We start from the raw sequence: 13,461 nt of genomic DNA, 5'->3' as shown, positions 1-13,461 counted from the left end.
CGACGGCGGGGTGCGGAGGGGTCGCCCCGTACGGGTGACCCGGGGATTCAGGCCGGCGGCACGGGGAAGACCCGCCGCACCACACGCTCCGCCGCGAGCCCGTCGTCGTACGGGCAGAAGCGGCTGCGGAAGGCGGCGCGCAGCGCGTCGGCCTCAGGGGACCTCCAGGCACCGCTCCGCAGCACCTCCCACAGCTCGTCCTCCGTGGTGGCGACCGCGCCGGGGGTGTCGCCGGGCCGGCCGGACAGCAGATCGATGTACGTGCCGCGGGAGGCGCGGTAGGCGTCCCAGTCGGGCGCGTAGGTGATGATCGGGCGGTCGAGGCAGGCGTAGTCGAACATCAGGGACGAGTAGTCGGTGATCAACCCGTCGGCGGCCAGGAAGAGTTCTTCGACGCTCGGATGGCCGGTGACGTCGACGGCCCGGCCCCCCGCCGCTGTTCCGGCCGAACGCCCGTAGAAGTAGTGGGCGCGCACCAGCAGCACCCAGCCCGGGCCCAGATCGCGGGTGAGGCGCTCCACGCCGAGCCGGGGGACGAAGCCCTTGCGGTAGTCGCGGTGGGTCGGCGCGTACAGCAGTACAGTCGCCCCGGGTGCGATGCCGAGCTCCGCACGGATCCTCTCGGTCTGTTCCCGGGTGGCGGTGCACAGGATGTCGTTGCGCGGGTAGCCGTACGGCAGTTGTTCGTACGAGGAGGGGTAGGCCCGGTCCCAGACCTCGGTGCTGTGCGGGTTGGCGGAGAGGCTGAAGTCCCACTGGTCGGTGTGGGCGACGATGCGCTCGAAGCTGACACCGTTGGTGAGGGCGGGGTACGGGAGCTGGTCCAGGCCCATGGTCTTCAGCGGGGTGCCGTGATGGGTCTGCAGATAGATCTGGCCGGGCCGTTTGCTGAAGCCGCCGGTGAAGCTGGAGTTGTTGACGAGGTACGTCGCGGTGGCCATGGTCCGCCAGTAGGCACGGGACCCCTCGATGACGTACGGCACACCGGGCGGCATCCGGTCGACGTGCCGGGAGGAGACGACCCAGACACCGCGGATGTCCGGGACCAGTTCGCGGGCCTTGGCATAGACGGCGGCCGGATTGCAGGCGACGCCCCTGTTCCAGTAGGCCCCGTAGACGGCGAGACAGGGGTTCAGCGGCCGGCGCAGGTCGGCGCGGTAGACGGCCCTCATCACGCGGGCGCGCAGCCACTTCCTGCCCGCACGCGCGGCGGCTCGCGCCCGGGCGCGCCCGGCGCGGGAGGCTTGCCTGGTCCGGTGCGCGGCGTACCGGCCGGGGAGCCCCGCCGCCCGGAAGAAGGCGGCACGGTCGCCCGGGGCGATTCGCCCCGGGTCGTCGAGCACGGCCGTCAGGTGCGCGGTGCGCACGGCCGGGATCCGCGGGTCGCCGCCCGTCTCCGCGGCCAGCCGCTCGTACGCGTCGATGACGGCGAAGTGCGCTGCGCCCGGTGTCGTGGCGAACGTGCCGGTACGGCGCAGCCGGTGGCGTACGGAGATACGGTCGAGCGAGGCGAGGGTGCCCGCGTCAGAGGCCAGGAAGGCCGCACGGTGGACGGGCACGGCGTCGCCGTACGGGCCCTCGGTGAAGCGGAGCCGGTGGGCGTCCCAGAAGGCGCGGCGGAAGAGTTGGTTCCGGGCGGCCGGGAGGGCGTCACCCGGCTGGGCCGTACCCCACCAGTCGACCTGGTCGTGGCCCAGGCGCAGCACATCGGGCCGGTCCTCCGTCAGCCGTGCGGAGATCTCCGCCGACGCGCCCGGGAGGAGCAGGTCGTCCCCGTCGAGGAAGAGCAGATAGGTCCCGCGCGCCTCCGCCGCGCCGGCGTTGCGGGCCGCGCCCCTGTCCCAGGGGCCGTCGAGGACGAGCACGCGTACCCGGGGGTCGCGCGCGGCGCACTCCCGCGCGATGGTGAGCTCCGGCCCGCCGGACGCGCCGACGGCGATCAGCTCCAGGTCCGCGGGTCCGCCTTCCGGCGGCGGCTGCTGTTGCTCGGTCACGGACTCCAGGGCCGCCCTCAGGTACCCCTGAACACGGTGGGCGGACACGACGACACTGAGGAGCATGGCAGCCGAGCGTAACGGGGACCGTGCCGCCCACCCTACGAATCATCACCCGTTCGGGTCAGCGGCGTGACCCGGGGCGCTCCGCCGGGTTGAGCCGTACATGAAGCCACTCCTCAGCGTCGTCGTCCCGGTGCACAACGTCGAGGCCTATCTGGAGGAGTGCCTCGCCTCGCTGGCAGGACAGTCCCTGGAGGACCTCGAGGTGGTGGTGGTCGACGACGGCTCGACGGACGGGAGCCGCCGGATCGCCGAGGAGTTCGCCGCCCGGGACGACCGCTTCCGCTACGTCCACCAGCACAACGCGGGCCTGAGCGCGGCCCGTAACACGGGGATCGCCCACACCACCGCCGGTGTCCCGTACCTGGCGTTCGCCGACAGCGACGACCTCGTGGTCCCCGACGCGTACGAACGGATGCTGGCGTCCCTGGAGTCGACCGGCTCGGACCTGGTGACGGGCAATGTGTGGCGGCTCGACGAGCAGGGAAGGCAGCAGGCCTGGCAGTATCGCTGGCTGACCGCCGACCACCCCCGCACCCACATCACCCGCGATGCCCGGCTGCTGGCCGACCGTGTCGCCTGGAACAAGGTGTTCCGGCGCTCCTTCTGGGACCGGCACGGCTTCTCCTTCCCGGTGGGCAAGCTCTACGAGGACACCCCGGTGATGATCCCGGCGCATCACCTCGCCGGATCCGTGGACGTGCTGCACGAGCACGTCTACTACTGGCGGGTGCGGGAGGGTTCGATCACCCGGCGGCGTACAGACGTACGGGGCGTACGGGACCGCATCGCGGCTTGTGCGCAGGTCAGCGACTTCCTCGCGGACCGCGACGCCGCACAGCGGCTGCGCTACGACAGATCGTGCCTGCGCGACGACTTCGTGTACTTCCTGGAGGGGCTGCCCATGGGAGGGCCCGCCTACCGCTCCGCTTTCATGGCGGACGCGGGCGCCTTCCTCGACCGGGCGGGCGACGCGGCCCTGGCCGGGCTGCCGGTCGAGGCGCGTATCCGCTGGCAGCTGGTGCGCGAGCGCAGGGCCGAGGAACTGCTGGCCCTCCTGGAGTTCGAACGGGCCAACGGGACGGGCACGTTCACCGTCGTGGGCCCGTTGGGCCGGCGGCGCGCCGTGCACCCCGGCGTGGTGGCGAGCCCTCCGGCACGCCTCGGCACGGGTGATCTGCCCGCCGTGGCACGGCTGGTGGAGGCGTCGTGGGCCGAGGACGGCAGGCTGCGGCTGCGCGGATACGCGTACATCCGCAATCTCCCGGCCCGGGCGGCCCGGCACTCGCTGAAGGCCGGCCTGGTGCGGGAGGCCACGGGCAGACGGCTGCGCGCCGTGCCGGTGCGCACGGTCCGGACGGACCGGGCCACCGCGGACTCCGGCCAGGAGGTGCACGGTTACGACTACGCGGGCTTCGAGATGGTCCTCGACCCGGGGCGTCTGGGGCCGGGCTCCTGGCTGGTGGGCGTGGTGCTGGCCGGACACGGCGTCGTACGGCGCGCGGCGCTGCGCGCCGTGGAGGCGGCCGCCGCGCAACCGCTGGTCCACGACCTGGGCGAGGGCCGGCGCGCGGTGCTCGGCTACCGGGACGGCCGGCTGGAACTGACCGTGACCCGGTTGCCCGCACTGGTCACCGGCCACGGTCTCGGGCCGCCGGGCACCCTGGACCTCGCCGGCCGGCTGTACGGGGGTGCCCGGCCGACGGCCCTCGTGCTGAGCCGTGACGGGACCGTGGAGCACGTCTGCCCGGTGCGGTGCACAGAGACGGCCGGGGACGGCTTCAGCGCCCGGATCCCGCTCGCGGCGCTGGCCGCCGAGCCCGCACCGGCGCCCGGCGGGCCCCACGGCACCGCGCCGGGGGGCCGGTGGCGGGCCGCGCTCCTGGCCGACGGCGTCCGCGTGCCGCTCGCCGCGGCCTCGGACCTGCCGCCGCCCGCCTTCGCGGACCCTGCGGGCCATCTGGTGGTGGAGGTGTCCGGCGAACCGCGCGCGGACCGCGCCGGGCCCGCTCCGGACGGCGGGCTGCGCGTCGAGGGGGCAGGGACCGGTGCACTCGTACTGCGGCACAGCACGCTCGGGGAGACCGTGACCGTCCCGGTCGATCAGCGGGAGTCCCGCTTCGCGGTTGTGCTGGTCCAGCCTCCCCGGGAAGGCGACTGGGAGGTGCTCCTGGACGGACGGCCCGTGCGCGTCGGCGCGGCGCTCGCCGCCCGCCTGCCGGTGAGCGCCGCCGGCGCCCGCTTCCACCTCGGCCGCCGTCACGGCGACCGGCTGACCGTGCACTGCGCGCCGGCGCTCGGAGACGCCGAACGGAGCGCGTACCGCCAGCACCGTCTGCGGACGGCGCACTACCCGGCGCAGCGCCGGCTGCCGCTCCGGGATGTCGTGCTCTACGCGGGGGAGGGCTCCCCGCGCGCCGTGCACGCCGAGCTCGTGCGCCGGAGCGTCGATACCGGACATCTCTGGGTCACCGACGGGTCCGCGGGCGCCGCGACCCGCGTCCCGCCCACCGCGGTCCCCGTCGTGGCGCACAGCACCGCCTGGTACGAGGCGCTGGCGCGGGCGCGTCGTATCGTCGTGGCCGGGCAATTGCCCGCGTGGTTCGAGCGCCGCCCGGACCAGACCGTCGTCCAGACCTGGCACGGCTCCCCGCTCGGCCGGTTCGGACTGGACCTCACCGGCACCCTGTACGCCGATCACCAGTACCTCGCCACGCTGGCGCACCGCTCCGCCCAGTGGTCGTTCCTGGTCTCCCCCAGCGCCTTCGCCACCCCGCATCTCCGCAGCGCCCTGGCCTACCACGGCGAGGTGCTGGAGGCGGGCTCCCCGGCCGACGACCTGCTGTCCGCGCCCGGCCGGGACAAGACGGCCGAGCGGGTACGCCGTGAGCTGGGCATCCCGGACGGCCACCGCGTGGTGCTGTACGCGCCGACGTACCGCGATCATCTCGCCCACCCGCCGTCCGGTGTTCCCGCCGGATCCGACCCGCTGTACCGCTGGGATCCGGCGCTCGACCTGCCCGCCCTGGCACGGTCCCTGGACGGCCGTACCACCGTGCTGGTCCGCAGGCATCCACGGGTGACGGGCAGTGTGCCGGCGCACCCCGCACTGCGTGATGTGTCCACGCACCCGGACACCACCGAGCTCCTGGTGATCGCCGACGTGCTGGTCACCGACTATTCGGGCCTGGCGTTCGGCTTCGCACACACCGGCCGTCCGATGCTCTTCCACACCTACGACCTGGAGCACTACAGGGACACCGTGCGCGGCTTCTGCCTGGACTTCGAGACCCGGGCCCCGGGGCCGCTGCTCGTCACCACCCAGGAGGTGGCCCAGGCCCTGCGGACCGCGGCCGCGCCTGCTACGGAGGAGCTGCACGCCGAGGCGTACGAGAGCTTCCGGCGGGACCACTGCGGCCCCGCCGACGGCGGAGCGGCCCGCCGGGTCGTGGACCGGCTGCTCGGCGGGGGCTCGGACTCCCCGCGCTCCGTCAGGCCGTGAGCGCCCGGACAGCCGAGGCCGCGAGGTCGTCCAGGTACCCCTTGGGCAGATCTCCGCGGACCACGACGAGGCGCCAGTACAGCGGTCCGACGATGAGATCCAGCGCCCGGTCGGGATCGCTGCCCTCGGGCAGCTCGCCGCGCGTCACCGCCGCCCGTACGACCACGGCGGCCACCCCCTTCTGCTGGTCCAGCAGAGCGGCCTTGATGGCGCCGGAGATCTCCGGGTTACGGGCCGCCTCGACCAGCAGGTCGGGGATCACCTGCGAGGCGACGGGATGACGCAGGGCGTACGCGGCCAGTTCGAGCACGGCGCGCACATCCCCGTACAGCGAACCGGTCGCCGGCGCCGGCATGCCCTGCGCGGCGACGGCCGCGACCAGGTCCAGGACGAGGTGGAGCTTGGATTTCCAGCGGCGGTAGACGGCGGTCTTGCCCACACCCGCGCGCCGGGCGATGCCCTCGATCGACATCCGCGCGAACCCCACGGCGGCCAGCTCCTCGAAGACGGCGCCGCGGATCGCGTCGGTCACGTCCTCGCGCAGCACCGCGGCACCTGCCGGGGCGCGGCGCCCGGTTCGCCGTTCCGTGGTCATGGCCCGAATGATAGACCGTAACGACGAAACGGTTGCGTTGCGACGTAAAAACGTCCTACTGTCAGCGTTGCGACGATACGGTGCCGTCCCATCGGGCCGAACGCGTTCGCCCCGATTCCCCGCCCCCCGTCGAAAGCGACCGTGGTGAGCCAGACAGCAGCCCCGCCGGCCCCGGCGGACACCGCATCCACCGACCTCCTGCCCGTGTACGAACCCGGCGAGCTGGCCGCGCTCGCGGCCCGGCACGGACTGACAGTCAGCGGGGCCAGGCCGACGCTCGGTGCGTACATCCGGCAGCTCTGGGGGCGCAGGCACTTCATCACCGCCTTCGCCACGGCCAAGCTGACCGCGCAGTACAGCCAGGCGAAGCTCGGCCAGATCTGGCAGATCATGACCCCGCTGCTCAACGCGACGGTCTACTACTTCATCTTCGGCGTCCTGATGAACACCAAGCACGGAGTCCCCGACTACGTGCCCTTCCTCGTCACCGGGGTCTTCATCTGGACCTTCACCGCCAGCTCGATCACGGCCGGCACCCGGGCCATCAGCGGTAACACCGGACTCGTCCGTGCCCTGCACTTCCCCCGCGCGTCCCTGCCGATCGCGTTGGCCATCCAGCAGCTCCAGCAGCTGCTGTTCTCGCTGGGCGCGCTGTTCCTGATCCTGCTGGCGTTCGGCCAGTACCCGCGGCCGTCCTGGCTGCTGGCGATCCCGGCGCTCGCCCTGCAGGCCCTGTTCAACACCGGCATCTCGATGGTCATGGCGCGGCTGGCCGCCAAGACCCCCGACATCGCCCAGCTGACCCCCTTCATCCTGCGCACCTGGATGTACGCGTCGGGCGTCATGTGGAGTCTCGACACCCTGCTCACCGCCGACCGGGTGCCGCGGCTCGTGCTGCTGGCACTGGAGTGCAACCCGGCGGCCGTCTACATCGACCTGATGCGCTTCGCCCTGATCGACAGCTTCACCCGCGCGCAGCTGCCCCCGCACGTGTGGGCCATCGCGACGGGCTGGGCGCTCCTCTGCGGCATCGGCGGTTTCGTGTACTTCTGGAAGGCCGAGGAACGGTACGGACGTGGCTGACACCCCCGACATGCGTGTACCCACCGTCGTCGTCGACGACGTCCACATCACCTACACGGTCAACGGAGCCCGCACCGGCAAGGGCAGCGCCACCTCCGCGCTGAACCGGATCGTGTCCCGCCGCCAGCCGCGGGGCGCACGTCAGGTGCACGCGGTGAAAGGCGTCAGCTTCGCCGCGTACAAGGGCGAAGCCATCGGTTTGATCGGCTCCAACGGCTCCGGGAAGTCGACGCTCCTCAAGGCGATCGCAGGGCTGCTGCCCCCGTCGAAGGGCCGGGTCCACACCCAGGGGCAGCCCTCGCTGCTCGGCGTGAACGCCGCCCTGATGAGCGACCTGACCGGCGAGCGCAACGTGGTGCTCGGCGGCCTGGCCATGGGCATGACGCGCGAACAGATCCGCGAGCGCTACCAGGACATCGTCGACTTCTCCGGCATCAACGAGAAGGGCGACTTCATCACCCTGCCCATGCGCACGTACTCCTCCGGCATGGGAGCCAGGCTGCGCTTCTCCATCGCGGCCGCCAAGAGCCATGACGTCCTGCTGATCGACGAGGCGTTGTCCACCGGCGACGCGAAGTTCCAGCGGCGCAGCAAGGACCGGATCATGGAGCTCCGCGAGGAGGCCGGCACGGTGTTCCTGGTCAGCCACAGCAACAGGTCGATCACCGACACCTGCGACCGGGCGATCTGGCTCGAGGCGGGCACCCTGCGGATGGACGGCCCGGCCAAGGAGGTCGTCGCCGCGTACGAGGAGTTCACCGGGCCGGCGAAGCCCAAGAAATGATCCCGTTACCCCCCGCGCCCCGGGTACACCGCTCGGCACCGCACGACCACACAGCCGTCCGCCGGACGGGCCTCGTCGGCCCGTCCGGCGGACGGCTGTGTGTCGCGGCCCGGTCGGCCGCTCCGGGTCAGGCGTGCGTACGCAGCAAGGTCCGCATCGTCCGCATGGCCACCGACAGGTTCGCCAGGTCGAAGGCCTCCGAGCTCCGGATCTCCTCCAGCGTGGAGCGCGAACGCGACAGGATCGCCGCGTTCTTCTCCTCCCAGGCCTTGAACCGCTGCTCGGGAGAGGCCGTGTCGTTGCCTACGGACAGTACGTCCGACGTCAGCGCGGCATGCGCGGCGTACAGGTCCTCGCGGATGGAGGCGCGGGCCATGGACTGCCAGCGGTCGGCCCGCGGCAGCTCGATGATCCGGTCCATCAGCTGGGTGATCCCCAGCCGGTCGGCGAGGTCGTAGTACACCTCGGCGACGGCCAGCGGGGCCTTGCCGGTACGGTCCGCGATCGCGACGATGTCCAGCGCCGGGAAGGCCGACGAGAATCCCGCCACCCGTCCCGCCAGCTCGTGGGGAACGCCCGCCGAGGTCAGCTCGTCGAGAATCGACTGGTACCACTCGATGTCCGCGCCCCGGAGCAGCTTGGGCAGCTCGTTCCAGACACGTTCGACACCGTCGCGGAAGAACTCGATGGTCTCCGCGATCCCGACCGGCTGCGGCCTGTTGCCGAGCAGCCAGCGCGAGCCGCGCTCGACGAGCCGGCGCGAGTGCAGCCGGATCCGGGTCTGCACATCGGCGGCCACCGTGTTGTCGAGCCCCTCCACGGCGTCCCACACCCTGGACAGGCCGAAGATCTGACGGGCGGCGAACTGGGCCCGCACGATCTCCTCGAGCGAGGCGCCCGTCTCCTCCCGCAGCCGGTGCAGGAACGTCGAACCACCGGTGTTCACCGTGTCGTTGACCAGCACCGTCGTGATGATCTCGCGGCGCAGTGCGTGTCCGTCGACCGCCGCGGGGAACCGCTCGCTCAGCTGCTTCGGGAAGTAGGCGTGCACCAGCTCCTGCAGATGCGCGTCGTCCGGCAGGCTGGTGGAGATCAGTTCCTCCGCCGCCGTGATCTTGGTGTAGGCGAGCAGCACGGCCAGTTCCGGCTGGCTGAGGCCCTTGCCGTGGTTCAACAGTTCACGGATCTGGCGGTCGGTCGGCAGGAACTCCAGCGCCCGGTCCAGGTGCCCGTCGCGGCCGAGCCGGCGCATGAAGCGCTGGTGGGCGTGGAGCAGTGACGGCGCCTGGGCGCAGGCGTTGGAGAGCGCGATGTTCTGCGCGTAGTTGTTGCGCAGGACGAGTTGCCCGACCTCGTCGGTCATCTCGGCGAGCACCTTGTTGCGCTGCTTCACGGTCATGTCGCCGTCCCGGACAAGACCGTTGAGCAGGATCTTGATGTTCACCTCGTGGTCGGAGGTGTCCACACCGGCGCTGTTGTCGATCGCGTCGGTGTTGATCCGGCCGCCCGCCCGCGCGAACTCGATACGGCCGAGCTGGGTGGCTCCGAGGTTGCCGCCCTCACCGACGACGCGGGCCCGCAGGTCCGCGCCGTTGACGCGGATCGAGTCGTTTGCCTTGTCGCCGACATCTGCGTTCGACTCGGCCGTCGACTTGATGTACGTGCCGATGCCACCGTTCCACACGAGGTCGACCGACGCCTTGAGGATGTTCTGCATCAGCTCGGCGGGCGTCATCTTCGTGACCTTCGACTCGATGCCGAGCGCCGCGCGGATGTGCGCGTTGACCGGGATCGACTTGGCGGAACGCGGGTGGATACCGCCGCCCGCGGACAGCAGGTCCTTGTTGTAGTCCGCCCAGGAGCTGCGCGGCAGGTCGTACAGCCGGCGCCGCTCGGCGTACGAGGTCGCGGCATCCGGATTCGGGTCGATGAAGATGTGCCGGTGGTCGAAGGCCGCGACCAGCCGGATGTGCTCGGAGAGCAGCATCCCGTTGCCGAAGACGTCACCGGACATGTCGCCGACGCCCACGACGGTGAAGTCCTCGGTCTGGGTGTCGTGGCCCAGCTCGCGGAAGTGCCGCTCCACGGACTCCCACGCACCGCGGGCGGTGATTCCCATCCCCTTGTGGTCGTAACCGGCCGAGCCTCCGGAGGCGAAGGCGTCGCCGAGCCAGAAGCCGTACGCGACGGCTACGTCGTTGGCGATGTCGGAGAAGCTCGCGGTGCCCTTGTCGGCGGCGACGACGAGGTAGGTGTCGTCCTCGTCGTGACGGACGACTTCGGAGGGATGCACGACCTCGCCCGTCACCATGTTGTCGGTGATGTCGAGCAGCGCGGAGATGAAGATCTTGTAGCAGGCGATGCCTTCGGCGAGCCAGGCGTCACGGTCCACCGACGGGTCCGGCAGCTGCTTGGCGACGAACCCGCCCTTGGCACCCACCGGCACGATCACGGTGTTCTTGACCATCTGCGCCTTGACCAGGCCGAGGATCTCCGTACGGAAGTCCTCTCGCCGGTCGGACCAGCGCAGCCCGCCGCGGGCGACCTTGCCGAAGCGCAGGTGGACACCCTCGACGCGCGGCGAGTAGACCCAGATCTCGTACGCCGGGCGCGGCGCCGGCAGGTCCGGGATGGCCTGCGGATCGAACTTCATCGAGACGTAGCCGTGCGGCTCGTGGTCGTCGGCCAGCTGGAAGTAGTTGGTCCGCAGCGTGGCCTTGATGACGGTGAGGAAGGACCGCAGGATCCGGTCCTCGTCCAGCGAGGCGACCTGGTCCAGAGCTCCGTCCAGCTCTTCCAGCAGCCCGTCCGTCAGCTCCGTACCGGCCTTCTGACGGGTCGGGGACATCCTGGCCTCGAAGAGGGAGACCAGTAGCCGGGTGGTGTGGACGTTGTTGCGGAGGGTGTCCTCCATGTAGTCCTGGCTGAAGGTCGAACCCGCCTGGCGCAGGTACTTCGCGTAGGCGCGCAGCACCATGGCCTGACGCCAGTCGAGACCAGCGCCCAGGACCAGGGAGTTGAAGCCGTCGTTCTCCGCCTCGCCGGTCCAGATGGCCGCGAATGCCTCCTGGAAGCGGTCCCGGGCGTCGTCGCCGAGGTAGTCGCCGTTACCTGCGGCCTTCTTCGGCAGTCGCAGCCCGAAGTCGTAGATCCAGGCATGCGTACGGTCGGCGCAGCGCAGCTCGTAGGGACGTTCGTCGACGACCTCGACACCGAGCCTCTGGAGCGCCGGGAGGACCGCGGAGAGCGAGACCTGCTCGCCGGTCCGGTAGATCTTGAACCGGCGCTCGGCGGGTGCGGCGCCGACCGGCTCGTACAGGCTGAGCGCGAAGTCCTTGCGTTCGCTCTTGAGCTCCTCCAGGTGGACCAGGTCGGCCACGGCGGCGCGCGGCGAGTGATCCGCCTTGTAACCCTCGGGGAACGAGTGGCCGTAACGGCGCAGCAGCTCGGCGGCACGCTCCTCGCCGCACTCCGCGTTCAGCGCCTCCTGGAAACCGTCGGCCCAGGAGCGGGCGGCCTCGACGAGGCGCGCCTCGATGCGGTCTGCGTCCGCGTCGGTGAGGTGCGACAGCTCGGTGCCCTGCGGGACCCGGACCACGAAGTGCAGCCGGGAGAGGATCGACTCCGTGTTCCAGGCCGTGAAGTCGACGCTGGTGCCGCCCAGTTCCTCCTTGAGGATGTCGATCAGGCGGAGCCTCACACCGGTGGTGTAGCGGTCACGCGGCAGGTAGACGAGCGCGGAGTAGTAACGACCGTACTCGTCCTGACGCAGGTAGAGCCGCAGCCGGCGACGCTCCTGGAGGTACAGCACGGAGGTGACGATGGAACGCAGCTGGTCGACGGGCGTCTGGAAGAGCTCGTCGCGCGGGTACGTCTCCAGGATCTGGAGCAGGTCGCGGCCGTCGTGGCTGTTGGGCGTGAATCCCGCGCCCTCCAGCACCTCGGCGACCTTTCGGCGCACCACGGGCACCCGGCGCACCGACTCGGTGTACGCGGCGGAGGAGAACAGACCGAGGAAGCGCCGTTCACCGACGACATTGCCTTCGGCGTCGAACTTCTTCACCCCGACGTAGTCCAGGTAGCTGGGGCGGTGCACGGTCGCCCTGCTGTTCGCCTTCGTCAGGACGAGGAGCTTGTGCTCCCTGGCCTTGGCCCGGACGTCCGCGGGCAGCCGGTCGAAGGACGGGCTCACCGGGTGCACCTCGTCCTCGCTGTGCTTCGGGTCGGAGCGCAGCACGCCGAGACCGGTGCCGGAGACGGCCGTCAGCGCGTCGGAATCGCGGAGCTCGTACTCCCGGTACCCGAGGAAGGTGAAGTGGTCGGCGGCGAGCCAGCGCAGCAGCTCACGGGCCTCCTCGACCTCCTCGTCACCCAGGTCGTCGAGCGGCTCCGACGGGAGATCGTCGGCGATCCGCAGGGCGGCGCCGCGCATCTTGTCCCAGTCCTCGACGGTCTCCCGGACGTCGGACAGGACACGGAGCAGATCGGCGGTGATCTGCTTCAGGTCCGCGCGGTCCGTCTCCCGGTCGATCTCGACGTGGATCCACGACTCGACGAGCGCGTCGTGCGGCAGCTCGGTCCCGGCCGCCTTACGGCCGCCGGACCGCTGCGCGCCGGGGCTCCTTGCCGGATCGTCACCGAACACCTCGATCAGCTTGCCGGTGACATCGCGGCGAACGACGACCTGCGGGTGGATCACGAGGTGGATGCCGCGGCCCTGCCGGGACAGCTCGTTGGTGACCGAATCGACCAGGAAGGGCATGTCGTCGGTGACGACCTCGACGACGGAGTGGCTGCTCGTCCAGCCGTTCTCCTCGACGGTCGGGGTGTGCACCCGGACGTTCGCGGTGCCCTGCGGGCGGTTCTCGGCGAGACGGTAGTGGGAGGAAGCTGCCCCGAAGATGTCAACCGGGTCGCGGTCGGTGATGTCCTCCGGAGCGGTGTGCAGGTAGTAGCGCTGGAAATAGGCGAACAGGGTGTCCCGGCCCGGCCGCTCGTCCCGGCCGGCCTCGGTACCGTCCTCTGCTTCGGTGCCGGTCCCTTCGGCGAGGTGCACCCGGAGGCCACCACCTGGGCCGCCGACACCACCGCCCGGACTGTTGTCAGCTACCCGGGCCGCCCGTGCGAGCAGCTCGGCCTTGGCTTCGTCCAGCTTGGTCTGCATGTCCTCTGGCTCCTGTCGCGCGCCGTTGCGTGACGTAGGTGAGAAAGACGACGTACCGCCACGACGCGGGGTATCCGGTCTGGGTCGACGCTATGCCGCCGGGGGAGATGCCCGGGGCCGTGTCGGCCATGTTCGGCAGACGGCCCGGGACGCGGAGATCACGCATCGCCCGGGTGCTGTGGCACTCCGGGCGCAGGGCGGGGGCTTCACTGCCCCCGAGACGTATCGCGCTGATCACGGCACCAGGCTATCCCTCCTGCACCCACAACCGTCATG

Annotated in this window: 6 protein-coding genes; 3 read left to right on the top strand and 3 right to left on the bottom strand. The window is 71.1% G+C overall.

Going from position 1 to position 13,461, the window contains the following annotated elements; translation table 11 throughout:
• Positions 1–47 precede the first annotated feature (47 nt).
• Positions 48–2,060: a CDP-glycerol glycerophosphotransferase family protein gene (locus ACWD04_RS27300; RefSeq protein WP_451136244.1), complete on the bottom strand. Its 2,013-nt coding sequence runs from the start codon at positions 2,058–2,060 to the stop codon at positions 48–50.
• Positions 2,061–2,160: 100 nt separating this feature from the next.
• On the opposite strand from ACWD04_RS27300, the gene ACWD04_RS27295 reads away from it, so the two are divergent.
• On the top strand, positions 2,161–5,559 hold the full coding sequence (locus tag ACWD04_RS27295; RefSeq protein ID WP_451136242.1) for a bifunctional glycosyltransferase/CDP-glycerol:glycerophosphate glycerophosphotransferase: 3,399 nt from the start codon (positions 2,161–2,163) through the stop codon (positions 5,557–5,559).
• Here ACWD04_RS27295 and ACWD04_RS27290 read toward each other — a convergent pair.
• Positions 5,549–6,154 (bottom strand): TetR/AcrR family transcriptional regulator, encoded by a 606-nt coding sequence (locus ACWD04_RS27290; RefSeq protein ID WP_451136240.1) that lies wholly within the window; start codon positions 6,152–6,154, stop codon positions 5,549–5,551. The two genes, ACWD04_RS27295 and ACWD04_RS27290, sit on opposite strands and share 11 nt — an antisense overlap.
• 141 nt (positions 6,155–6,295) lie before the next feature.
• Between ACWD04_RS27290 and ACWD04_RS27285 the strand changes: the two genes are divergently transcribed.
• The gene (locus tag ACWD04_RS27285) at positions 6,296–7,237 is read left to right on the top strand and encodes an ABC transporter permease (RefSeq protein ID WP_451136238.1); all 942 of its coding nucleotides are present in this window, start codon (positions 6,296–6,298) and stop codon (positions 7,235–7,237) included.
• Positions 7,238–7,247: 10 nt separating this feature from the next.
• Positions 7,248–8,021, top strand: a complete 774-nt coding sequence (locus ACWD04_RS27280) for an ABC transporter ATP-binding protein (RefSeq protein ID WP_451136302.1) — start codon at positions 7,248–7,250, stop codon at positions 8,019–8,021.
• A gap of 127 nt (positions 8,022–8,148) precedes the next feature.
• On the opposite strand, the gene ACWD04_RS27275 is transcribed toward ACWD04_RS27280, so the two are convergent.
• Complete coding sequence (locus ACWD04_RS27275) at positions 8,149–13,185, bottom strand: NAD-glutamate dehydrogenase (protein ID WP_451136236.1); 5,037 nt, start codon at positions 13,183–13,185, stop codon at positions 8,149–8,151.
• Between the last annotated feature and the right edge of the window lie 276 nt (positions 13,186–13,461).

It is taken from the genome of Streptomyces sp. NPDC002911 (assembly GCF_053591835.1).
The sequence above is the reverse complement of the archived record's forward strand: the minus strand, read 5'-3'. Positions and strand labels throughout refer to the sequence as shown.